23 protein-coding genes are annotated in these 23246 nt (G+C 70.5%); 17 read left to right on the forward strand and 6 right to left on the reverse strand.

The features are described 5' to 3' along the window. Nucleotides 1-3 precede the first annotated feature (3 nt). The 10 genes from NGJ44_RS17240 to NGJ44_RS17285 all read left to right on the forward strand — a co-directional run bounded on the left by NGJ44_RS17240 (nt 4) and on the right by NGJ44_RS17285 (nt 11228). Entirely contained in the window at nt 4-1053 is a 1050-nt protein-coding gene (locus NGJ44_RS17240; RefSeq protein WP_251864689.1) for an XdhC family protein, read from the forward strand. Between the two features lie 19 nt (nt 1054-1072). Continuing rightward, complete coding sequence (locus tag NGJ44_RS17245; RefSeq protein WP_251864690.1) at nt 1073-1723, forward strand: nucleotidyltransferase family protein; 651 nt, start codon at nt 1073-1075, stop codon at nt 1721-1723. A gap of 158 nt (nt 1724-1881) precedes the next feature. Next, the gene (locus tag NGJ44_RS17250; RefSeq protein WP_251864691.1) at nt 1882-4233 is read left to right on the forward strand and encodes a bifunctional salicylyl-CoA 5-hydroxylase/oxidoreductase; all 2352 of its coding nucleotides are present in this window, start codon (nt 1882-1884) and stop codon (nt 4231-4233) included. Then, nucleotides 4230-5021, forward strand: a complete 792-nt coding sequence (locus tag NGJ44_RS17255; protein ID WP_251864692.1) for an SDR family NAD(P)-dependent oxidoreductase — start codon at nt 4230-4232, stop codon at nt 5019-5021. The genes NGJ44_RS17250 and NGJ44_RS17255 overlap by 4 nt, the downstream gene beginning before the upstream one ends. Nucleotides 5022-5059: 38 nt before the next feature. Next, entirely contained in the window at nt 5060-5917 is an 858-nt protein-coding gene (locus tag NGJ44_RS17260; RefSeq protein WP_251864693.1) for an enoyl-CoA hydratase family protein, read from the forward strand. A 186-nt stretch (nt 5918-6103) separates the two neighbouring features. Beyond that, on the forward strand, nt 6104-7273 hold the full coding sequence (locus NGJ44_RS17265) for an acyl-CoA dehydrogenase family protein (RefSeq protein WP_251864694.1): 1170 nt from the start codon (nt 6104-6106) through the stop codon (nt 7271-7273). A 66-nt stretch (nt 7274-7339) separates the two neighbouring features. Next, nucleotides 7340-8980, forward strand: coding sequence for an AMP-binding protein (locus tag NGJ44_RS17270; RefSeq protein ID WP_053246417.1), 1641 nt, complete (start codon nt 7340-7342; stop codon nt 8978-8980). A gap of 21 nt (nt 8981-9001) precedes the next feature. Beyond that, complete coding sequence (locus NGJ44_RS17275; protein ID WP_251864695.1) at nt 9002-9427, forward strand: acyl-CoA thioesterase; 426 nt, start codon at nt 9002-9004, stop codon at nt 9425-9427. 58 nt (nt 9428-9485) lie between these two features. Next, on the forward strand, nt 9486-9890 hold the full coding sequence (locus NGJ44_RS17280) for a RidA family protein (protein WP_053246419.1): 405 nt from the start codon (nt 9486-9488) through the stop codon (nt 9888-9890). Nucleotides 9891-9980: 90 nt separating this feature from the next. After that, on the forward strand, nt 9981-11228 hold the full coding sequence (locus NGJ44_RS17285; protein WP_251864696.1) for a dienelactone hydrolase family protein: 1248 nt from the start codon (nt 9981-9983) through the stop codon (nt 11226-11228). A gap of 58 nt (nt 11229-11286) precedes the next feature. On the opposite strand, the gene NGJ44_RS17290 is transcribed toward NGJ44_RS17285, so the two are convergent. Beyond that, the gene (locus NGJ44_RS17290) at nt 11287-12975 is read right to left on the reverse strand and encodes a flagellar assembly protein A (RefSeq protein ID WP_251864697.1); all 1689 of its coding nucleotides are present in this window, start codon (nt 12973-12975) and stop codon (nt 11287-11289) included. A 215-nt stretch (nt 12976-13190) separates the two neighbouring features. Here NGJ44_RS17290 and NGJ44_RS17295 point away from each other — a divergent pair, with 215 nt between their 5' ends. Then, complete coding sequence (locus NGJ44_RS17295; RefSeq protein ID WP_251864698.1) at nt 13191-13964, forward strand: lytic transglycosylase domain-containing protein; 774 nt, start codon at nt 13191-13193, stop codon at nt 13962-13964. A gap of 24 nt (nt 13965-13988) precedes the next feature. Here NGJ44_RS17295 and hemL read toward each other — a convergent pair whose 3' ends face one another. From hemL to NGJ44_RS17310, 3 genes are read right to left on the reverse strand one after another with little or no spacing between them, the layout of a single operon-like run. Next, on the reverse strand, nt 13989-15266 hold the full coding sequence (hemL, locus tag NGJ44_RS17300; protein WP_251864699.1) for a glutamate-1-semialdehyde 2,1-aminomutase: 1278 nt from the start codon (nt 15264-15266) through the stop codon (nt 13989-13991). Nucleotides 15267-15271: 5 nt separating this feature from the next. Next, nucleotides 15272-15937: a thiamine phosphate synthase gene (thiE, locus tag NGJ44_RS17305; RefSeq protein ID WP_251864700.1), complete on the reverse strand. Its 666-nt coding sequence runs from the start codon at nt 15935-15937 to the stop codon at nt 15272-15274. Continuing rightward, nucleotides 15934-16776, reverse strand: a complete 843-nt coding sequence (locus tag NGJ44_RS17310; RefSeq protein ID WP_353506963.1) for a hydroxymethylpyrimidine/phosphomethylpyrimidine kinase — start codon at nt 16774-16776, stop codon at nt 15934-15936. The genes thiE and NGJ44_RS17310 overlap by 4 nt, the downstream gene beginning before the upstream one ends. Nucleotides 16777-16914: 138 nt before the next feature. On the opposite strand from NGJ44_RS17310, the gene NGJ44_RS17315 reads away from it, so the two are divergent. The 6 genes from NGJ44_RS17315 to NGJ44_RS17340 all read left to right on the forward strand — a co-directional run bounded on the left by NGJ44_RS17315 (nt 16915) and on the right by NGJ44_RS17340 (nt 21163). Further along, nucleotides 16915-17079 (forward strand): rubredoxin, encoded by a 165-nt coding sequence (locus NGJ44_RS17315; protein WP_251864701.1) that lies wholly within the window; start codon nt 16915-16917, stop codon nt 17077-17079. A gap of 157 nt (nt 17080-17236) precedes the next feature. After that, entirely contained in the window at nt 17237-17824 is a 588-nt protein-coding gene (locus NGJ44_RS17320) for a YqgE/AlgH family protein (RefSeq protein WP_251864702.1), read from the forward strand. After that, nucleotides 17817-18215 (forward strand): Holliday junction resolvase RuvX, encoded by a 399-nt coding sequence (gene ruvX, locus NGJ44_RS17325; RefSeq protein WP_251864703.1) that lies wholly within the window; start codon nt 17817-17819, stop codon nt 18213-18215. Before NGJ44_RS17320 ends, ruvX begins: the two co-directional genes overlap by 8 nt. A 19-nt stretch (nt 18216-18234) precedes the next feature. Continuing rightward, nucleotides 18235-19137, forward strand: a complete 903-nt coding sequence (locus NGJ44_RS17330; protein WP_251864704.1) for an aspartate carbamoyltransferase — start codon at nt 18235-18237, stop codon at nt 19135-19137. Beyond that, nucleotides 19134-20426, forward strand: a complete 1293-nt coding sequence (locus tag NGJ44_RS17335) for a dihydroorotase (RefSeq protein ID WP_251864705.1) — start codon at nt 19134-19136, stop codon at nt 20424-20426. Before NGJ44_RS17330 ends, NGJ44_RS17335 begins: the two co-directional genes overlap by 4 nt. Next, nucleotides 20423-21163: a lysophospholipid acyltransferase family protein gene (locus tag NGJ44_RS17340; RefSeq protein WP_053246727.1), complete on the forward strand. Its 741-nt coding sequence runs from the start codon at nt 20423-20425 to the stop codon at nt 21161-21163. The genes NGJ44_RS17335 and NGJ44_RS17340 overlap by 4 nt, the downstream gene beginning before the upstream one ends. Nucleotides 21164-21191: 28 nt before the next feature. On the opposite strand, the gene NGJ44_RS17345 is transcribed toward NGJ44_RS17340, so the two are convergent. Then, a complete protein-coding gene (locus NGJ44_RS17345; RefSeq protein ID WP_251864706.1) occupies nt 21192-22028 on the reverse strand; it encodes a symmetrical bis(5'-nucleosyl)-tetraphosphatase in 837 nt (278 codons plus the stop codon). After that, nucleotides 22025-23203, reverse strand: a complete 1179-nt coding sequence (gene lptG, locus NGJ44_RS17350; RefSeq protein ID WP_251864707.1) for an LPS export ABC transporter permease LptG — start codon at nt 23201-23203, stop codon at nt 22025-22027. Before lptG ends, NGJ44_RS17345 begins: the two co-directional genes overlap by 4 nt. Nucleotides 23204-23246 lie beyond the last annotated feature (43 nt).

The following is a 23246-nucleotide window of genomic DNA, read 5'->3' on the forward strand; positions in this document are numbered from 1 at the left end:
TCCATGACCGACATCGATACCCTGGTTCTGCGCAAGGCCGTCGAATGGCAGCACGCCGGCATGCCCGTATGGTTCGTCACCGTGGCCCGCACCTGGGGCTCGTCGCCCCGGCCGCCGGGCTCCGTCATGGCCCTGAACGCGCGGGGCGAGGCCGAGGGCTCGGTTTCCGGCGGCTGCATCGAAGACGACCTGGCCCGCCGGGCGCGCGAGAACGCCCTGAATGCCGGCCCTGGCGCTCGTCCCGAGGTGCTGCGCTACGGCGTGCTTGCCGACGAGGCCCGCCGCTTCGGCCTGCCTTGCGGCGGAACCATGGAACTGGTGGTGGAGCGGGCGGCGCCTCACAGCGGGCTGCCGGCATTGCTGCAAGCCTGCCTGCAACGGCGTTGCGTGGAGCGCCGCCTCGATCTGCAATCCGGGCGGGCCGTGCTGCGCGACGGCCCGCCCGGCGGCGCGCCCCGGCTGACGGCATCCGCGTTTACGGCCTGTTTCGGCCCCCGGGCGCGGATGATCGTAATCGGCGCGGGCGACACGTCGCGCTACCTGTGCCGGATCGCGCTGACCCTGGGCTTCGAAATCGTGGTCTGCGATCCGCGCGACGCGCAGCAGGCGCCCTGGCAGGAAGAGGGCATCGCGTTCACGCGTGAAATGCCCGACGACCTGATCCTCAGGCTCGGGCCCGACAGGCGCACGGCCGTCGTGGCGCTGACCCACGATCCCAAGCTGGACGACCTCGCGCTGATCGATGCCCTGCAATCGGATGCGTTCTATGTCGGGGCCATCGGTTCGCGCCGGAACACCCGGCTGCGCCGGGCGCGGCTGCGCGAGCATTTCGGCCTGACGGATGCGATGCTCGCGAGACTGCGCGGCCCGGCCGGCATTTTCATCGGCAGCAAGACGCCGGCCGAGATCGCCCTGTCCATCATGGCGGAAGTGGTTGCCGCCAAGAATGGCGTCCGCGATGACGTTCTGGAAACGGTGGCCGAAGGCAAGGCGCGGCTCGCCCACGGCGAGGACGCCGTCCCGGCCCTGGAAGACGGTTCTTGCCGCTACTAGCGTCCGGCGCGCACGCATCATGGATACGCACACCCCCATCGCCGCCGTCATTCTGGCCGCGGGCCAGGGCTCGCGGCTGGGCGGCCGGCCCAAACCCGCGCTGCGGATCGACGGCGCGAGCCTGCTGGAAAGGCTGGCGTCGGCCCTGCGCGGCTCGGGGGTGGGCGCCATCGGCGCGGTGATCGGCCCTTATGCGTCCACGCTGCTTCCCCTGGCCGGGCGCTGCGGGGTCCGGGCGCTGCGGCACCCGCATGACGCGCCCACGCTCGTCGATTCGCAGCGGCTGGCGCTGGCCGCGCACGCGCGGATGCACCCTGCCCACGATCTGCTGGTGGTCCTGGGCGACCTGCCGCTGCTGGATGCCGGCGCGGTGCGGGCCCTGGTGCGCGGCTGGCGGGCCAGGCCGCCGGAAGTCGAACTCATGCAGCCCGTCGTGGCGGGCGTGCGCGGGCATCCGGTGCTGATGTCGTCGCACTGCGCGGCGTCGGCGCACCGGCTGCCGCCGGGCTGCGGCATCCGGAAGTGGATGGCGCTGCATCCCGGCAGCGTGGCGCCGTTCCATAGCGACGAGCCGGCCTACGTGACGGACCTGGACACCCCGGAGGACGTGCGGGCCCTGCGCCGGATGCTGGCGCCCGCGTCCGTGGAATGGGCGCGGGCCCCGCGCTGATTTCCGTCCCTATTTAATTTCCGACCCATCTCGGTTTCCCCATTTGCGGCGGATCAACTTCGGGTATATATTTCAAGCCTAAACTATCCAGACCTAAAATCTGCGGCGTCCGGCACCAGCCCGGCAGGGTAGCCGCCTACCACGGAGCGCATACGGCGATGAAGATAGTCTGCATAGGCGGCGGCCCCGCCGGTCTGTATTTCGGCCTGCTGATGAAGCTGCGGGATCCGGCCAACGAAGTCACCGTGATCGAACGCAACCGGCCCTACGATACCTTCGGCTGGGGGGTGGTGTTCTCGGACGCCACCATGTCCAACCTCAGCGAGGCCGATCCGGTGTCGGCCCGCACCATCGGCGAGGCGTTCAACCGCTGGGACGACATCGACATCCATTTCAAGGGACGCACCTTGCGCAGCGGCGGCCATGGCTTCATCGGCATCGGCCGCAAGAAACTGCTGAATATTCTGCAGGCCCGCTGCGAAGACGTGGGCGTGAAGCTGGTGTTCGAGGAGTTCGTGCAGGACGACCAGGCGGTGGCCCGCCAGTACGACGCCGATCTCGTCATCGCTTCCGATGGCATCAACAGCCAGATCCGCACGCGCTACGCCGACACCTACCATCCCGACATCGACCAGCGCCGCTGCCGCTTCGTCTGGCTGGGCACCACCAAGACCTTCGACGCCTTCACCTTCGCTTTCGTGCAGACCGAGCACGGCTGGTTCCAGGCCCATGCCTACCAGTTCGAGGAAGGGCTTTCCACTTTCATCGTGGAGACGCCCGAGGAAACCTGGAAAGCCGCCGGCATCGACCAGATGAGCCAGGAAGACGGCATCGCCTATTGCGAAAAGCTGTTCGCGCCCTGGCTGGACGGCCACCGCCTCATGAGCAACGCGGCCCACCTGCGCGGCTCGGCCATCTGGATCCGCTTTCCGCGCGTCATCTGCAACACCTGGGTGCACTGGAACACGCTGGACACCGCGCGCGGCGAGCGGCGCGTGCCTGTGGTGCTCATGGGAGACGCCGCGCACACCGCCCATTTCTCGATCGGGTCCGGCACCAAGCTGGCCCTGGAAGACGCCATCGAGCTGGCGCGCTGCCTGAGCGGCGCGGAGGGTTCGGTCGAGGCCGGCCTGACGCGCTACGAGGAGGTGCGCAGCGTGGAGGTGCTGAAGATCCAGAACGCCGCGCGCAACTCCACCGAGTGGTTCGAGAACGTGGCGCGCTACGCCGGCCTGGAGCCGGAGCAGTTCGCCTATTCGCTGCTGACCCGTTCGCAGCGTATTTCGCATGAGAACCTGCGCCTGCGCGACGCTGCCTGGCTGGAGGGTTACGAGCGCTGGCTGGCCGAACGCGCCGGCGCGCCGGCGCCCGCCGGCCAGCGGCCGCCGCTGCCCATGCTCACGCCCTTCCAGGCGCGCGGCGTGCGGCTGAAGAACCGCATCATGGTGTCGCCCATGGCCATGTATTCCTGCGAGAACGGCGTGCCCGGCGATTTCCACCTGGTGCACCTGGGCGCGCGCGCCATGGGCGGGGCCGGCCTGGTCATGGTGGAAATGACCTGCGTGACGCCGGAGGGCCGCATCACCCCGGGCTGCCCCGGCCTGTGGAACGACGACCAGGCGCGCGCTTTCAAGCGCATCGTGGATTTCGTGCACGCCAATTCCGATGCCCGCATCGGCATGCAGCTGGGCCATGCCGGCCGCAAGGGTTCCACGCAGCTCGGCTGGCAGAAGATCGACCATCCCCTGCCCGAAGGCAACTGGCCGCTGCTCTCGGCGTCGGCGCTGCCTTACATCGAGGGCGTATCGCAGGTGCCGCGCGCCATGACGCGGGCCGACATGGACCAGGTGCGCGACAGCTTCGTGGCCGCCGCCCGGCGCGCGGTGGAAGCCGGTTTCGACTGGCTCGAACTGCACTGCGCGCACGGCTACCTGCTGTCCAGCTTCATCTCGCCGCTGACCAACCGGCGCGAGGACGAGTACGGCGGCAGCCTGGACAACCGCCTGCGCTACCCGCTGGAGGTCTTTCGCGCCGTGCGCGAGGTGTGGCCGGCGGACAAGCCCATGTCGGTGCGCATCTCGGCGCACGACTGGGTGGAGGGCGGCATCACGGCCGACGACGCGGTGGAGATCGCGCGCCGCTTCAGGGCGGCCGGAGCCGACCTGATCGACTGCTCTTCCGGCCAGGTGAGCAAGGCCGAGAAGCCGGTGTACGGCCGGATGTTCCAGACCCCCTTCGCCGACCGCGTGCGCAACGAGGCCGGCATCGCCACCATCGCGGTGGGCGCGATTTTCGAGGCCGATCACGCCAACGGCATCATCGCCTCGGGCCGCGCCGACCTCTGCGCCCTGGCGCGCCCGCACCTGGCGGACGCGTCCTGGACGCTGCGCGAATCGGCGCGCGTGGGTTACCGTGAGGTGGGCTGGCCGAACCAGTACCTGGCGGGCAAGCGCCAGCTCGAAACCAACTTCGAACGCGCCGCGGCCATGGCGCAACTGGACATCAAATGAGCACGAATCAGCTTCCGCTGGCGGGACGCCACGCGCTGGTCACGGGCGGGGCGCGGGGCATCGGCCTGGCGTCGGCCCGCGCGCTGCTGCGCCGCGGCGCGCGCGTGACCCTGCTGGGCCGCGACGCGGCCGCGCTTGCCGCGGCGGCGGCCGACCTGGCCGCCGAAGGCGAGGTGCGCACGGCAAGCGCCGACATTGCCGACGAAGCCTCGGTGCGCGCCGCTTTCGCCCGGGCCGAGGCGGAGTCCGGCCCCGTGCTGGTGCTGGTGAACAACGCCGGGCAGGCGGTCAGCCAGCGCTTCGACCGCACCGACGCGGCGCTGTGGCAATCCATGCTGGCCGTGAACCTGACCGGCACCTACCATTGCATCCAGGCGGCGCTGCCCGGCATGCTGCGCGAGAAGTGGGGCCGCGTCATCAACGTGGCGAGCACGGCGGGCCTGACCGGCTATGCCTATGTAAGCGCCTACTGCGCGGCCAAGCACGGCGTCATCGGCCTCACGCGCGCGCTGGCGCTCGAGACGGCGCAGAAGGGCATTACCGTCAACGCGGTGTGCCCGGGCTACACCGACACCGACATCGTGCGCGGCGCCGTGGCCAACATCGTCGAAAAGACGGGGATGGCGCCGGAGGCGGCCCGCGCCAGACTGGCCGAGCGCAATCCGCAGGGCCGGCTGGTGCGGCCGGAGGAAGTGGCCGAGACGGTGGCCTGGCTGGCGCTGCCCGCGTCTTCCTCCGTCAACGGCCAGGCCATCGCCGTCGACGGCGGCGAAGTCATGACCGGCTGAGCCGCACGCCCATTGAACGATTCACGAACGGAGACACCATGAGCACGCAGTCCGAAGCACACACCATGAAGCACCACAAGCGGCCGATGGCCGGCTACGAGGCCCGGACCTTCCTGTGGCGGGTGTCGGCGGACGGCAAGGTGGCCACCATCACCCTGAACCGCCCCGAGCGCAAGAATCCGCTCACTTTCGATTCCTATGCCGAGCTGCGCGACCTGTTTCGCGCGCTGGTGTACGCCACCGACATCAAGGTGGTGGTGGTGACGGGCGCGGGCGGCAATTTCTGCTCCGGCGGCGACGTGCACGAGATCATAGGGCCGCTGACCCGCATGAGCATGCCCGAGCTGCTGGACTTCACGCGCATGACGGGCGACCTGGTCAAAGCCATGCGCGCCTGCCCGCAGCCCATCGTGGCGGCGGTGGACGGCGTGTGCGCGGGGGCGGGGGCCATGGTGGCGCTGGCCTCGGACCTGCGGCTGGGCACGCCGGCCGCGCGCACCGCTTTCCTGTTCACGCGCGTGGGCCTGGCGGGCGCGGACATGGGAGCCTGCACGCTGCTGCCGCGCATGATCGGGCAGGGCCGGGCCTCCGAGCTGCTGTACACCGGCCGCGCCATGACGGCGCAGGAAGGCGCCGACTGGGGCTTTTTCAACAGCCTGCACGAGCCGGGCGAGCTGCAGCAGGCCGCCCAGGCCCTGGCCGCCCAGCTGGCCGCCGGCCCCACGTTTGCGCACGGCGTTACCAAGAAGCTGCTGCACCAGGAATGGAATATGGGCGTGGACGAGGCCATCGAGGCCGAAGCCGAGGCCCAGGCCATCTGCATGCAGACCCGCGATTTCCGCCGCGCCTACGAGGCTTTCGTGGCGAAGCGGAAGCCGGTGTTCGAAGGAGATTGATTGAGCCCGCCTCCCTCCAGCGGAGCGCCTGCGGCGCTCCGCTGGAGGGAGGCGGGGTGCGTGCATGTGTGCAGGTGCGCGGAGGATTCGGGCGGCCCCTCCGGCTATGCTGGGTGGGCCCGGGGCCGGAGGCGCCGGCTTGCTGCGGGCGGAGCGAACGTACGGGATGCGATGGAGATGACTGAGATGAGCGACATGAGCTGGCTGGATTGGCCATTTTTCGAGGAGCGGCACCGGACGCTGGCGCGGGAGGTGGATGAGTGGTGCGGGACGGCGCTGGCCGGGGTGGACCATCATGACGCGGACGCGGCGTGCCGCAAGCTGGTGAAGGCCATGGGCGAGGCGGGCTGGCTGCGCTACGCGGTGGCTGGCGGGCCCGGAGGGGGCTGGGGCGGCGCGCTGCCCGAGGTGGACTCGCGTTCGGTCTGCATCCTGCGCGAAACCTTCGCGCGGCACGAGGGCCTGGCCGATTTCGCCTTTGCCATGCAGGGCCTGGGCAGCGGCGCGATTTCGCTGATGGGTTCCGATGCGTTGCGCGAGCGCTACCTGCCGCGCGTGGCGCGCGGGCAGGCCATCGCGGCATTCGCGCTGTCCGAGCCGGAGGCGGGCTCCGACGTGGCCGCGCTGGCGTGCGAGGCGCGCCAGGACGGCGGCCACTACGTGCTCGACGGCGTCAAGACCTGGATCTCCAATGGCGGCATCGCCGATTTCTATTGCGTCTTCGCGCGCACCGGCGAGGCGCCGGGGTCGCGCGGCATCAGCGCGTTCGTGGTGGACGCGGACACGCCGGGCTTCTCCGTGAGCGAGCGCATCGATCTCATTGCCCCGCACCCGCTGGGCACGCTCTCGTTCGAGAACTGCCGCATCCCGGCCACCCAGCGCCTGGGCGAGCCCGGGCAGGGCTTCAAGCTGGCCATGATGACGCTGGACATCTTCCGCGCTTCGGTGGCGGCCGCCGCGCTCGGGTTCGCCAAGCGCGCGCTGGACGAAGGCCTGGCGCGCGCCCGCTCGCGCCGCATGTTCGGCCAGACGCTGGCCGACCTGCAGCTGACGCAGGCCGCGCTGGGCGACATGGCCACCGCCATCGACGCTTCGGCGCTGCTCACCTACCGGGCCGCCTGGCTGCGCGACGTGCGCAAGCAGCGCACCACGCGCGAGGCGGCCATGGCCAAGATGACGGCCACCGAGTCGGCGCAGTCCGTCATCGACCGCGCGCTGCAGATGTTCGGCGGCGCGGGCGTGGTGTCGGGCATGCCGGTGGAAAAGCTCTATCGCGAGATCCGCGCGCTGCGCATCTACGAGGGCGCCACCGAGGTGCAGAAGCTGATCATCGCCCGTGAATTGCTGAAGGCATAAGAGGCAGGGGCCGCCGAGCCCCGTCCTTCAGATCTTCCAACCACCGCACAGCACAAGGGGAAAACCATGGAAGCCTCCGCTCACGTCGACACTTTCGCCCGGGACAATCTTCCGCCCGAGGAACTCTGGCCCGAGTTCCTGCTGGACGGCCCCGATGTGGCCTATCCCAAACGATTCAATTGCGCCGCCGAACTGGTGGACGCCATGGTCGAGCGGGGTTGCGGCGAGCGTCCGGCGCTGCGCTGGCGCCAGGACGGCAAGCCGGCCGTCATGACCTACCGCGAGCTGCGGGCGCTCACCAACCGCATCGCCCGCGTGCTGGCCGAAGACCTGAAGCTCGTGCCCGGCAACCGCGTGCTGCTGCGCGGCCCCAACAATCCCATGATGGCGGCCTCGTGGCTGGCTGCCATCAAGGCGGGCCTGGTTACCGTTCCCACCATGCCGCTGCTGCGCGCCAAGGAACTCAGGCAGATCATCGAGAAGGCCCGGGTGCAGGCGGTGCTGTGCGACGTGCGCCTGCGCGAGGAGGCGGAATTCTGCGCCCGGCCGGACCACGAGCATTATTGCAAGGACCTGTCCACGCTGGTGTTCTTCAACGACGCCGGCCCGGATTCGCTGGACACGCTGGCCGCGGGCAAGCCCGACGATTTCCAGGCCTGCGACACGGCGGCCGACGACGTGTGCCTGATCGCCTTCACCAGCGGCACCACGGGCTCGCCCAAGGGCTGCATGCACTTTCACCGCGACGTGCTGGCCATGTGCGACCTCTTCCCGCGCCACATCATCAAGCCGGGGCCGGACGACATTTTCTGCGGCACGCCGCCGCTGGCCTTCACCTTCGGGCTGGGCGGCCTGCTGTGTTTCCCGCTGCGCGTGGGCGCCAGCGCGGTGCTGGCCGAGAAGCTCACGCCCGAAGGGCTGCTGGAGCTGATTCAGGAATTCCGCGCCACCATCGTGTTCACCGCGCCGACCTTCTACCGCCAGATGGCGGCGCGGGCCCCGGAATTCGACCTGTCTTCGCTCAAGAAGAGCGTGTCGGCGGGCGAGGCGCTGCCCGACGCCACGCGTCAGCTCTGGAAGCAGGCCACGGGCATCGAGATGATCGACGGCATCGGCGGCACCGAGATGATCCACGTCTTCGTCTCCAGTCCGCCCGGGGAAGTGCGCCGCGGGGCCATCGGCAAGGTGGTGCCGGGCTATGTCGCGCAGGTGGTGGACGACGAGATGCGCCCCGTGCCCAACGGCGCGCCGGGCCGCCTGGCCATCAAGGGCCCCACCGGCTGCCGCTACCTGGCCGACGAGCGGCAGCGCCGCTTCGTGCAGCAGGGCTGGAACCTGCCGGGCGACACCTTTGTGCGCGACGACGACGGCTATTTCTTCTATCAGGCGCGCAACGACGACATGATCATCTCGGCGGGCTACAACATCGCCGGCCCCGAGGTCGAGGACGCGCTGCTGCGCCATGAGGCCGTGGCCGAATGCGGCGTGGTGGGCGCTCCCGACGAAGAGCGCGGCCAGATCGTCAAGGCGTTTGTCGTGCTCAAGCCCGGTTTCGCGCCCGACGACGCGATGGCGGCGGCGCTGCAGGCTTTCGTGAAGGCCGCTATCGCGCCGTACAAGTACCCGCGCGCCATCCAGTTCGTGAGCGCGCTGCCGCGCACCGAAACCGGCAAGCTGCAGCGTTTCGCGCTGCGCAACATGGCTTAGCGGACGCGGGGAGGAAACGAGATGGCAGCGCCGTTCGTGAGCGAGGTGGAAGTCCGTTTCCGGCATTGCGACCCGGCCGGCATCGTGTTCTACCCGCGTTACTTCGAGATGATCAACGACTTCGTCGAGGAATGGTTCGACAAGGGCATGGGACTGCCTTTCCATGCGCTGCACGTCGAGCGCCACATCGGTACGCCCATGGCCTCGGTGCAGTGCGATTTCACCGCGCCCAGCCGCTGGCACGAGCGGCTGCGCCAGGTGCTGGAAGTGCGCCGCATCGGCGGCGCCTCGTTCCGCGCCGACGTGCGGTTCGAGGGGCCGGACGGGCAGCCTCGGCTGCGCGCGCGGCTCACCATCGTCACGGTGGACCTGCGCGCCATGAAATCGACGCCGCTGCCCGCCGACCTGCGCGAGCGCATGCAGGCGTACCTGATTCCCGAAGCGTGAAGGCGGCGGGCCGACGACGCGCAATGGTTTTTATTGTTCTTCTGAATAGGATGACGTTATGAAGATTCTGCAACCGCCGGATTGGATGGCGCCCCGAGGGTATTCGAACGGCGTGCTCGCCGAGATGCAGGTGGGCAGCAAGATCGTGTTCGTGGGCGGACAGGTCGGCTGGAACGGCCGGCAACAGTTCGAATCCGACGATTTCGCGGACCAGGTGCGCCAGGCGCTCCTGAACGTCGTGGCCATCCTGGCCGAGGGCGGCGCCCGGCCCGAGCACATCGTGCGCATGACCTGGTACGTGACCGACAAGCAGGCCTACGTCGCGGCCTACCCCGAGATCGGCAAGCACTACCGGGAAATCATCGGACGCCATTTCCCCGCCATGACGGCAGTCGAGGTGGCCGCCCTGGTCGAAGACCGCGCCAAGGTGGAAATCGAAGTCACGGCGGTGGTGCCGGGCTGAACGCGCGGCTTGCCGCGTGCGTCCGGGTCTGTTAACACTGGACGGCCCCGCGCACGCGCTTTCGCATGCGCGCACCAAGGAGACAGACGCATGGCCGACACCGCCGTAACCACCCGGGAGATCGCCGTCGCTGCGCACGACGGCGGCACTTTCAACGCCTACCTGGCCGTGCCCGCCTCGGGCCGCGGGCCCGGCCTGGTGCTGTGCCAGGAGATATTCGGCGTCAACGCCTTCATGCGCCAGAGCGCCGAGCGCCTGGCCGAGGAAGGCTACGTGGTGCTGGCGCCCGATCTGTTCTGGCGCCAGCAGCCCGGCATCCAGCTCACCGACGGCGAGCAGGATATGCCGCGCGCCTTCGCGCTCTACCAGGGCTTCGACCAGGACCTGGGCGTGCGCGACGTCGACGCCGCGCTGGCCGCGCTGCGCGCGCTGCCCGAGCAGGAAGGCGGCGTGGGCGTGCTGGGCTATTGCCTGGGCGGCAAGCTGGCCTATCTCGCGGCCTGCCGCTGCGAGGTGGACGTGGCCGTGGGCTACTACGGCGTGGGCATCGAGCAGAGCCTGCAGGAGGCCGACCGCCTGCGCGGCAGGCTGGTGCTGCACATCGCGGAGCAGGACGGCTACTGTCCGCCCGCCGCGCGCGAGCGCATCCTGCGGGCGCTGGGCGGCCGGCCCGGCGTGGAGCTGTACGTGTACCCGGGGGCGGATCACGCCTTCGCGCGCACCGGCGGCGCGCATTACGACAAGCCCGCTGCGCTGATGGCGCACCAGCGCAGCATGGCGGCGCTGCAAAAGGCCATCGGGCCGGAGTTCGATTACTCGGCGCTGTGGGACACGCACTGCGAGTACGAATTCGGCACGCGCGACGTGCCGGCCACCATGTCCACCATGGTGGCCGAGCCCTACGTCAACCACATTCCCACCATGACGGGCGGCGTGGGCCACAAGGAGCTCAGCCGCTTCTATCAGCACCACTTCGTCAACAGCAACCCGCCCGACACGCGCCTGGTGCTGTTGTCGCGCACCGTGGGCGCCACGCAGATCGTGGACGAGGTGCTGTTCTGTTTCACCCACACCACCGAGATCGACTGGATGCTGCCCGGCGTGCCGCCCACCGGCAAATACGTGGAGATTCCGCTGGTGGCCATCGTGAAGTTCCGCGGCGACAAGCTTTGCCACGAGCACATCTATTGGGACCAGGCCAGCGTGCTGGTGCAGATCGGTCTGCTCGATCCGGCCGGCCTGCCGGTGGCGGGCGCGGAAACCGCGCGCAAGCTGTTGGACGAAACCCTGCCTTCCAACACGCTCATGGCGCGCTGGAAGGAAAGCGCAGCGAAGTAGGCGGGGGCCGTCCCACGCCGCGGCGTCCGCGCGGGGAGCGCGCTGCCCGCCCGCGGCGCTAGCGGATCACGATCTCGCCTTCTTCCAGGCCGGCCTTGCCGCCGATCTGGTCTTCGAGGAACTGCTGCACCTTGTTGCCGAGCTGCAGGGTCACGCCGCCGCAGAAGCGGCGGGCGGCGCCGATGGTGGCGGTCTGCAGGGGCTGCAGGTCGCGCGCGAGCTGGGCTTCGTCCTGGTCCAGCTGCAGCAGGTCGGCGCTGAGCCGGGTGTGGGTGTTGCGGGCGCGCTCGAGCACGTCGCCCTGGGCGCGTTCCGGGTGTTTCTGCAGGAACATCAGCAGTTGCTCCAGCTTGGCCTTTTCTTCGTTCATTCGGGCGCGCCGTTGCACCAGCGCGCCGCGCTTGAGGTCGGCATGCGGGTCCAGGCCGGCCTGCACCAGGGTGGGAATGCCCGCCGGCGAGCCGATGGTGCCGGCTCGGATCGCGTGCAGCGCGCGTGTCTGCCCGCCGGTGATGGCGCTCTGCTGGGAGTTGGGCGGCCCCACCGTCACGCTGCCGCCGGCGGCGATGCTGCTCTGGCGGATTTCGCGTTCCACCAGGACATCGGCGCCGGCGCTGATGATGGCGTTTTCGATGAATTTCGCCTTGAGCGACTGGCCGCAGACGATGTGGGCGTTGCGCGACGCCTCCTTGCCCACGGGCGCCGTATCGGCCATGCCGATGATGCCGCCGCGCACCGAGACGTTGCCGCCGGCCTCGACCAGAGCGGCTTCGATGGCGCCGTGCACTTCCACGTCGCCCGTCACCCGCACTTCCATGGTGGCGGCGATGTCGCCGCGCACCAGCAGCGAGCCCTGGAAGTTGATATTGCCCGTGGACAGGTCCACGGCATCGACCTCGACCATGGGGTTGACCTGCACGCCATGGGCGACCAGCTTGGGCGTGCCGGCGATCGCGGCGCGCAGCAGCAGCGGGTTTTCCGGGTCCAGGGCGACGCCCGCCAGGTCGCGCGCGTAGGGAATGTCGGGCGGCTCGGCCGGCAGCACCGGCTCGCCCAGCACGTTGCGGCCGTCGATGCCGGGCAGCGGCGGGTGGCGCTGCATCAGCAGCGTGCCCGGCGACACCAGCAGCAGGCTGCCCAGCTCGCGGTAGTCCACCTGGGCCAGCTCGTCGATTTCCTTGGCGCGGGGCTTGAGGCGGTCGAGCAGGCTTTCAAAGCGGGTGGGCGTGCCGGGCGTGGGCGGGGTGCCGCGCGCGATTTCCACCGCCTCGCAGCGCCCTTCGAGCAGCGCGGCGGCCAGCGCGGCGTCCTGCACGCCGTGCACGATGCCCTGGGCGGCCAGGGCGGCGCGCAGGTCTTCCAATGTGACGGGCTTGCCGCCCTTGGGCGGCGTGAGGGTGAGCAGCACGCTCATGCGCGCCGCGTCCATCTCGAGCTCGAATGCGCCGTCCTCGATCCGGCCCACCACGGCCTGCACGGGCCCGGCGGCTTCGCGGCACTGTCCGATGAAGGCGGCGATGGCGCCGTCGTCCAGCGCCTCGCGGCCGATGCCGCGCGTTTCGGCCAGCGCGGCGATCTGGTCCCAGGCGGGCAGCGCGGCCGGGGCCTGCGCGCCGTCTCCGTTCTGGACGCCGTCCCCGGCCGCGTCGGCCGGCGGGGCAGCGCACTCGGGGGGAGGGGTATATACGGCGGTCAACTGGCCGGTGTCGGCATCGGCCAATAGTTGGAGCACGCTGTCGGCCTGCATGTTTCCCTCTCCTGTCCGGTCTGGCCGGGTCCAGTTTTTAGTAATTGTACGAAATATAACGTCATATATTAACGCAAACCGTTGCGAACAGACAGGAAGGGATATTACGAACGGACGGCCGCACTACGGCATCGGACGGAGCGACAAACCGGCCCGCGGACGGCAGCATGGGAGCTCGCCTGAGCCCTGCCACGCGTTTACGGAGCCCCGCCAGCATGACCTGTCCGCCCACCTCCACGTCCCCGGCCTTGCGCGTCCTCGCGGCGCGCGGCGCGGGCGCGGCGGCCCTGGCGGCGATGCTGTCGGGACTGGCCGTCGCAGCGGTCCTCACACCCGCCGGCGCGGCTCAGGCGGCCGAAATCTACCGCTACAAGGACCCTTCGGGCGTCTGGCGCTCGATGAAGGTGCCCAACGGCTACGCCAAGCTGTACAAGAGGGGGCAGGCCAGGGCTCGCCTGGCCGCCGGCAGGGGCGCGGCGGTGGAGCTGTGCGTGACCTGCGAACCGCAGCCGGGCGACGGCGCCAGCGCCGTGGCGGCCGCGCGTCCCGCTTCGCGCGCGCTGCGCCTGGGAGATCTCAAGCCGCCGCCCGCGCACGACGGGCTGATCGACCGCGCGGCCAGGGATTCCGGCGTGGACCGGGCCTTGCTCACGGCCGTCATCGCCATCGAGTCGGGATTCCGCAGCGACGCGCGCTCGCCCAAGGGCGCGCTGGGCCTGATGCAGCTCATGCCGGCCACGGCCGCGGCGCTGCTCGGCGTGGCCGACGTGGAAAAGGCCCTGGTGGACCCGGCCACCAATGTGCGGGCCGGCTCGCGCCACCTGCGGCGGCTGATCGACCAGTACCCGGGCCGGCTGGACCTGGCGCTGGCCGCCTACAACGCGGGCGAGGGGGCGGTGCGCAAGTACGACGCCGTGCCGCCCTATGCCGAAACCCAGCAGTACGTGAAAGACGTCATCGCGCTCTACGAGCAATACCGGACGCAGTGATGCCCGCGCCCGGCCTTGCGGACCCTACAGCGAGGCGAACACCTTTTCCGCGATGTCCAGCGTGGACTGGATGACCGCGTCGTCGTGGGTGGCCGACACGAAGCCCGCCTCGAAGGCCGAGGGCGCGAAATGCACGCCTTCGTCCAGCATGGCGTGGAAAAAGCGGTTGAAGGCCTTGGTGTCGCAGGCCGACACTTCGGCGAACGATGTGGGCACGGCCTCGCTGAAATACAGCCCGAACATGCCGCCCACGGAATCGGCCGAGAACGGCACGCCGGCCTTGCGGGCGCGCTCCTGCAGGCCCTGCGCCAGCTTGGCGGTCTGGGCCGAGAGCCGGTCGTAGAAGCCGGGTTCGTCGATCAGGCGCAGGGTGGCCAGGCCGGCGGCCACGGCCACGGGGTTGCCCGACAGCGTGCCAGCCTGGTAGACGCCGCCCAGCGGCGCGATGTGCTTCATGATGTCGGCGCGGCCGCCGAAGGCGCCCACCGGCATGCCGCCGCCGATCACCTTGGCCAGCGTGGTGAGGTCGGGTGTGATGCCGGTCAGGCCCTGCACGCCCCGCGGCCCCACGCGAAAGCCCGTCATGACTTCGTCGAAGATGAGCAGCGCGCCGTGTTGCGTGCAGAGTTCGCGCAGTCCTTCCAGGAAGCCCGCCGCAGGCTTGATGAGGTTCATGTTGCCGGCCACCGGCTCGACGATGACGCAGGCGATGTCCGAGCCGTGCCGGGCGAAGGCCTGGCGCACGGCTTCCAGGTTGTTGTATTCCAGCGTGAGGGTGTGCGAGACGAACTCGGGCGGCACGCCTGCCGAGCTGGGGTTGCCGAAGGTCAGCAGGCCGGAGCCGGCCTTGACCAGCAGGCTGTCGGAGTGGCCGTGGTAGCAGCCTTCGAACTTCACGATCTTGGCGCGGCCCGTGGCGCCCCGCGCCAGGCGGATGGCCGTCATGGTGGCTTCGGTGCCCGAGCTGACCAGGCGCACCAGCTCCAGCGAGGGCAGGCGGGCGATCAGGGTTTCGGCCAGCTCGATCTCGGCCTCGGTGGGCGCGCCGAACGACAGCCCGTGCACGGCCGCTTCCTGCACCGCGCGCACCACCTCGGGGTGCGAATGGCCCAGGATGGCCGGCCCCCAGGACCCCACGTAGTCGATGTACTGGCGGTCTTCGGCGTCCCAGACGTAGGGGCCCTGCGCGCGCTTGATGAAGCGCGGCGTGCCGCCCACGGAACGGAAGGCGCGCACGGGCGAGTTGACGCCGCCGGGGATGCTGCGGCAGGCGCGTTCGAAAAGCTGGGCGTTACGGGACATGGCGGTCAGGGCTGGTGGTTGGGGGTTGCGGAAAAGGCGGCGCTGCACGCCGCGGCGGCGGCCCGGATGTCGGGCGCCTCGAACAGGCTGGTGATGACGGCGGCGGCGTCGGCGCCGGCCTGCGCCAGCAGCGGCGCGTTGGCCGGCGTGATGCCGCCGATGGCGACGATGGCCGGCCGCGGCGCCGGGCGGGCGTCGGCCAGGGCGCGCGCCTGGGTCAGCACCTCGAGCGGCGCGCGGACCGTGTCGGGCTTGACCCGCGAGGGGAACATTGCGCCGAAGGCAATGTAATCGGCCCCGCCTTCCAGCATGAGGCGGCCGCGCGCCAGTTCGTCATAGCAGGATACGCCGATGATGAGATCGGGGCCCGCCTCGGCGCGCACGCGCGCCAGCGGCTCGTCGTCGCGGCCCACGTGGGCGCCGTCGGCGCCGACTTCCAGCGCCAGGCGCCAGTCGTCGTTGACGAGGAACACCAGGCCCAGCTCGCGGCACAGGGGCGCCAGCGCGCGCGCCTGGGCCGCGCGCACTTCGCGGGCAGCGTTCTTGCGGCGCAGTTGCAGCGCGCGCATGCCGCCCGCGGCGGCTTCGCGCACGGCGCGCAGCAGGCGTTCGGTGTCGTCCCATTCGGGGGTCACGCCGTACAGGCCGGCGGGGAAGCGCAGGGCTTTCATGGCGCGGAAATCCGGTTGGGAATGCGGCGGCCCATGCCGGGCAGGAAGCTGGCCGCCACGCAGGACTCGGCATGCGCGAGGCCCTGGCGCACGGCTTCGGGCATGTCCAGGCCGCGCGCGAGCAGGGCGGCGATGGCGGCGGCGGCCACGCCGCCCGTGTCGCTGTTGCGGTCGGGCGGCGCCTGCCAGGGCAGGGTGTGGGTCTGGCCGCCGGGGCCGAGCAGCAGGTTGGCGTAATGGCCGGGACGCTGCGGGCTGCCCAGCGCCAGCACCCATTGCGCGCCCGCCGACAGCAGCGCGTGCATGGGGGTGGGGGCTTCGCCGATGTCGATGTCGCCATCGGCCTGCCACTGCGCCAGGCGCAGGTGCTCGATGACCAGCAGGTCCGTCTGAGGCAGCACGAGTTCGAGCGTGGCGGCCAGCAGGTCGCCGGCCTCGTCTTCGGCCACCGCGTCGGCCGGCGGCCGGGCGCGCTGGCCCAGGTGCAGCACCAGGGGAACCTGGCTGTAGTCCGCGGCGATCTGCGCGGCCACGCTGGCCGTCTCGGCGGTGTATAGTCCGCCCATCTTGATGGCCTGCACCGGCATGTCTTCGAGCAGGCAGCGCGCCTGGTCGTCCAGCAGTTCCGGCGAAACCGGGTGGATGTCTTCGATGCCGGCGGTATCCTGTACGGTGAGCGCGGTCACCGCGCCGACGGCATGGCAGCCGAGGCGGGCACAGGTGACGGCGTCGGCCGGCAGGCCGTCGGCGCCCGACGGATCCACGGGACCGAATACCAGAACGAGAGGGGGAGTAAGGGGAGCCACTTGGGACAGCGTACATTGGCGGGGGCCCAGGATGCACCGGCGATTGCGATGTATCAGGGGAACCCCTATTGGGTTTCGGTAAGATTGTCCCCATTCTAATGGATAGACGCCGCCGCAGCCGGCTCCTGGCGCAGCCGGGCCCGGGCGGCCACGAGATGTGAAGAGAGAACTATGCGAACTTGGATGTGTCTGATTTGTGGCTGGGTTTACGATGAGGAAGCCGGCCTGCCCGACGAGGGTATTCCTCCCGGCACTCGCTGGGAGGACGTGCCCCCGAATTGGGTCTGTCCCGAATGCGGCGCCCGGAAAGAAGATTTCGAATTGATGGAAATCTGATACACGGCGCGACCGGATTCCGCCAGGGCTCGTAAGATGGGCTCGTGCCGGACCCGCAACGCGGGCCGGCGCGCATGTCCCCCGCCTTCAGGCACGGACGTCCGCCCGCCGGGGCGGGCGCCCGCGGTTCCACGGACTACCCACTCAAGGGGTCGCCATGACGGAAACTCACCACGAAGACGCCACCACGCAATCGGCCAATTTCGCCAACCAGTTCCTGATCGCCATGCCCGGCATGGTCGGCGGCAGCCTGGCGGGTTCGGTCATCTATATCTGCGAGCACACCGAGCGCGGCGCCCTCGGCCTCGTCATCAACCGGCCCACGGATCTCACGCTGGGCACGCTGTTCGAGCGCATCGACCTCGAGCTGGAAATCGGCCCGGTCAAGGACACCATGGTGTTTTTCGGCGGGCCGGTCCAGACCGACCGTGGTTTCGTGCTGCACGAGCCGCCCGGCGAATACAACTCCAGCATCAAGCTGGGCGACATGGCCCTCACCACCTCGCGCGACGTGCTGCAGGCCGTGGCCGAGGGCAACGGCCCGTCGCGCCTGCTGGTCACGCTGGGCTATGCCGGCTGGGGCGCGGGGCAGCTCGAAAGCGAAATGGCCCAGAACGCCTGGCTGAGCGTAGGCGCCGACGCCCACATCATTTTCGACGTGCCCCCCGAAGACCGCTACCCCGCCGCGCTCAAGCTGCTGGGCATCGATCCGGTGATGCTGGCCGGCGACGCGGGCCATGCCTGAAGAGACGCTGCTGGCCTTCGACTTCGGCGAGAAGAAAATCGGCATCGCGGTCGGCAACACGCTGACCCGCCAGGCGCGCCCGCTGGAAATCATATTCAGCGAGGTGCGCGACGTGCGCTTCGGCCGCATCGCGGCGCTGCTCGAAGAATGGCAGCCGCAGCGGGTCGTGGTGGGGCTGGCCCTGGACGCCGACGGCGGCGAGCAGCCGGCCACCGCGCGCTGCCGGCGCTTCGCCAATCAACTGCACGGACGCTTCGGCGTCAGCGTCGAGCTGGTGGACGAGCGCGGCTCCAGCATGGAGGCGCAGCGCCTGCTGGGCACGAACGCGCCCGACGATGCCATGGCCGCGGCCGTCATCCTCCAACGCTACCTGGACGCCTTGCCCGCCTGAGGCGGCCGGTTCCCTTCCCATGTTCAATCCGCAACTCGACCGCCGCGGCGAACTGCTGCACCTGCTGGACACCGAGGGCATGCCGCGCCGGCTGCTCGAACGCCTGCTCGAAGCGGCCGACGCGCCGCCGGCTCCGCTGTCCGGCCCTGCCGTGGGCGTCCGCGTCCATCTCTGCCTGCCGCCGGCCGCCGACGCGCTGCGCGCGGCCTATGCCGGCGCGGCGCGCGACCTGGGCCTGGCCGCCAAGCCGCTGGACGCGTCGGCCGGACTGGCGAGGGCGGCATCGGCGCTGCCGCCCGGCATCCTGGTGCTGCGCCATGCCAGCAGCGGCGCGGCGGATTGCGTGCGGCGCTATGCGGCGCCAGGGCTGCGCGTGCTCAACGCGGGCGACGGCGCGCACGCCGATCCGCTGCCAGCCCTGGCGCTGGCGCGGGCGCTGCGCCGGCGCCGGCCCGAACTCTTCAACCTGACCGTTGCCCTGGTGGGCGACCTGAGGCATTCGGCCGTGGGCCGCTCGCTGGCGCATGCGCTCACCACGCTGGGCGTGCCCGAGCTGCGCGCCGCCGGGCCGGGCACGCTGCTGCCCGAAGGCGCGGCCCAGCTGGGCGTGCGCGTCTGCCCCGACCGCGGCAGCGCGCTCGCCGGCGCCGACGCCGTGGTCGCGCTGCCGCTGGACATCGAGCGCGTGAACGGCGCGTGGCTGCCTTCGGCGCGCGAGTACGCGCATTTCTGGGGCCTTTCCGCCGGCATGCTGCGGCAGGCTGCGCCGGGCGCGCTGCTGCTGCCGGCCGGCCCGCTCACGCCCGGCCTCGAAGTGGAGGCCGACGCCGCCGCGGCCCTGCCCCTGCTGCACGAGGAAATCGCGCGCGACGAGCAGGCGCTGCGGCGGGCCGCGCTGGGCCTGCTGGCGGAGGCGGCATGAGACTGCATATCGCGAACGGCCGCCTGATCGATCCCGCGCGCGGGATCGACGGCCGGCACGATCTCTACCTGAGCGACGGCCGCGTGGCGGCGGTCGGCGCGCCGCCGCCGGGCTTTCGGGCCGACCGCGTGCTCGACGCCGCGGGCCTGGCCGTGCTGCCCGGCCTCATCGACCTGGGCGCGCGGGCGGCGCGGCCCGGCGCGGAGGCGCCCGCGCTGGATGCGCACGCCCTGGCGTCCGCGCTCGCCGGGGGCGTGACCACGCTCGTGCTGCCGGTGGCGCCCCAGGCCCCGCTGGACGATCCCGCCAAGGTGCGCGCCCTGGCCGCCCAGAACGCGCCCGGCCAGCCGCGCGTGCTGTTCCTGGGCGCGCTGACCCTGGGGCTGCGCGGCGACATGCTCGCCGAATTGGGCCTGCTTGCCGAGGCGGGTTGCGTGGCGTTCTCGCAGGGCGAGGAGGGCATGGCCGACACGCGCGTGCTGTGGGGCGCGATGCGCTATGCGGCCGGGCTGGGCCTCACGCTGTGGCTGCGCCCGCAGGATCCCTGGCTGGCGCGGGGCGCCTGCATGGCGGCCGGGCCCTACGCCGACCGGCTCGGCCTGTCCGGCCTGCCCGAGCAGGCCGAAACCATTGCGGTGCACACGATTCTCGAATTGCAGCGCGCCACGGGCGCGCGCGTGCATCTGGCGCGCCTGTCCAGCGCGGCGGGCCTGGCGCTGGCGCGCGCGGCGCGGGCCGAGGGCCTGCCGCTTACCTGCGACGTCGCGGCCCGCGCCCTGCATTACACCGATCTGGACGTCGGCTTCTTCGACACGGGTTTCCGCGTCCAGCCGCCGCTGCGCGGCCAGCGCGACCGCGAGGCCATCCGCCGCGCGCTGGCCGAGGGCGTGGCCGACGCCGCCTGCTCGGACCATACCCAGCTCCCGCGCACCGACAAGGATGCGCCGTTTCCGGACGCCGCGCCCGGCGCGCCCGGACTGGAGCTGCTGCTGTCGTTCGTGCTGAAGTGGGCGCGCGATGCGGGGGTGCCGCTGGTCCAGGCGCTCGCGCGCCTGACATCGGCCCCCGCGGCGGTGCTGCGCGCCGCGGCGCCCGCGCAGGCGCCGGCCGGCAGCCTGGGCGAGGGCGATCCGGCGGACCTCTGCCTGGTCGATCTGGACGCCGAGTGGATGGCGCCGGGCGGGCCGCAGGCCGGCAGCGAAGCCGGCCCGTTCGCGGGTATGATGCTGCCCGGCCGCGTACGCGCCACCGTGGTCGGTGGCCGCATGGCCTGGGAGACTCCTGCTTGAAGTTGCTGCGCTTCGTTCTCCGGCTCGTTCTCGTCCTGCCCTGGATCGCCTTCGGCCTGCTGTGCGTGGGCCTGATCTATCCGCTGATCGGCCCGCGCGCGCGGGCGTGGCTGAACCGCAACTGGTCGCGCTGCCTCATGGCCTTCTGCGGGCTGCGCGTCGTGCTGAAGGGCACGCCGCGCCTGCGGGGCCCCGTGCTGATGGTGGCCAACCACGTGTCCTGGATCGACATCTTCGTGCTGAATTCGGCGCGCGCCACCGCGTTCGTCGCCAAGAGCGAGATACGCAGCTGGCCGGTGATCGGCTGGCTCGTGGCCGGCGCGGGCACGCTCTTCATCGAGCGGGGCCAGCGCCATGCCGTGCACGCCATGGGCGAATCCATGCAGGCGCGCTTCCGGCAGGGCGACGCGGTGGGGCTGTTTCCGGAGGGCACCACGACCGAGGGGATGGAGCTGCGTCCCTTCCATGCCAGTCTTTTCGAGCCGGCCCGCGCCGCGGCCGTGGAAATCCAGCCGGTGGCGCTGCGGTTCCTCCATCACGGCAAGCGCAGCGGCTTTGCCGCGTTCGTGGGCGAGGAGACGCTGGTCATGAACCTCTGGCGCGTGCTCGGCGCCACGGGCCTGTCGGTGGAGGCGGTGTTTCTGCCGCCGCTGCCCGCGCGCCATCCGGACGGCAGCCTGCCCACCCGCCTGGAGCTGTCGCACCAGGCGCGCGACGCCATCCGGTCGGCGCTTTAGGGGGAGTCTGCCCCAGGGTGCGCGGGCCCTAGGAATCCGCCAGCGGGTCCTGTTCCTGCGCGCAGCGCACCTGCACCAGCTTGCGGTCCTGCAGCCGCAGCGCCGTGAGCGAGCCGCCCCAGACGCAGCCCGTGTCCAGGCAGATGACATCGGGCCGGATGAGCAGGCCCAGCGTGGACCAGTGCCCGAACACCGTGGTGATGTCGCGCGTGGCGCGGTTGGGCACGTCGAACCAGGGCACGAGGTTGGGCGGCCAGGCGCCGGGCGCGACCTTGGTGGCGAATTCCATGTGGCCGTTGGGCGTGCACAGGCGGATGCGGGTGAGCGCGTTGATGATGACGCGCATGCGCTTGCCGCCCTTGTGGTCTTCTTTCCAGGACGCGGGCTCGTTGCCATACATCTTCTGCAGCGCCTTCTGCCAGTTCGGCCCGCGCAGGGCGTCCTGCACCTCGCCGGCCAGGGACAGCGTCTTGGCCACGTCCCATTTGGCCAGCGTGCCGGCATGCACCAGCAGGTGGTTCTGCTCGAAATGGGCCAGCGGCCGCCAGCGCAGCCAGTCGATCAGGTCGGCGGCGTCGGGCGCGCGCAGGATCTCGTCCAGCGTGTCGGACTTGGACGGCTTGCGCACGCCGGCCGCGGCGGCCAGCAGGTGCAGGTCGTGATTGCCGAGCACCGCCGTGGCGCGCTCGCCCAGGTCGATGATGCGGCGCAGGGTGGCCAGGGACTGCGGCCCCCGGTTCACCAGGTCGCCCGCGAACCAGAAGCGCGAGTCGGGATCGCCGACCAGGTCGGGATGGGACAGCAAGCGATCCAGCGGCGAGCAGCAGCCCTGCACGTCGCCGATCATCCAGATACTGCCGTTCATGCGGGACTCTTGCTCCAGGGCCAGCGTTGTTGAACGAAGCGGCTGATGGTGTGCCGGTACTCCATGTACGACATGGCGCCTAGCGCGACGATCATGGCGCCGATGTTGGGGCCGAGCGCGGTGAACCAGGGCGGCCACTTGCCCAGCATGCCCACGTTCAGGGCCAGCTGGTTGAGCATGAAGAAGCCCACCCCGAGCAGAATGCCCATGAACACCTTGGCGCCCACGCCGCCGCGCCGGGTCTGCATGAGGCCGATGGGCGCGGCGATGGTGATCATGACCAGCAGCGTGAACGGATACGCCAGTTTGCGCCACAAGGCGACGATCTGTCGACCGTACTGGAGCTGGTTGTTGCGCAGGTAATCCACATAGTCGAGCAGCGTGGCCAGCGACATGCGCTCGGGCGTGAGCACCCGCGCGATGAGGCGCTCGGGGCTGAGGGTGGTGTCGATGGTGCGTTCGGGCAGACGCACGACGCTGGCCGGCGGATGCTTGGGCGGGCGCGCGTCGGCCAGGGCGTCGGCAGCCTGGTCGTCCAGCCGCGTTTCGACCACGTTCTTGAGCACCAGGTCGCCATGGGCGAACACGCCGCTGGGGGCGGTGGACATGGCGCTCAGGGTCAGGTCTTTCTTGAATTCGTACAGCGAGATGGCGCCCACCTCGCCGTCGCCCTTGAGCTCGGCGATGTTGATGATGCGCGTGCCGCCGTTGGGCGTGGGTTCCTTGAACCAGTAGCCGCTTTCCAGGCGTTCGCCGCCGGCCTTGCCCCGCAGCAGCAGGTTGGCCTCGCCGGATTTCATTTCCGCCCAGGGCGTGACGTATTCCGACAGCAGAGCCGCCCCGATCATGAGGGGGATGGTGATGATCCACAGCATGCGCAGCAGCTTCATGCCGCTCACGCCCGACACGCGCAGGATCACCAGCTCGTTGCGCTGCGCCAGGCCCGCCAGGGCCAGGATGGCGCCGATCAGCAGCCCGATGGGCAGCAGGTCGTACAGCCGGGTGGGCACGGCCAGCGCCTGCAGGTAGAAGAGCGCCGTCATCGTGAACTTGTCGCCCACGTTGTCGAGGTCGTCCACCAGCGCGAAGAACGTGAAAAGGCCCAGCAGGGCGGTGAGGACCACTGCGCAGGAGCGATAGATCTCGCGGGCGAGGTAGCGGCGTGCGGTGCGCATGAAAGTGAGGGGTAACGCCTAAACGTGAAAGCTTAACAAATCC

Origin of the sequence: Achromobacter sp. Marseille-Q4962, assembly GCF_943737005.1 — a bacterium.
In the GTDB taxonomy this organism is placed as follows: Bacteria; Pseudomonadota; Gammaproteobacteria; order Burkholderiales; family Burkholderiaceae_B; genus Achromobacter.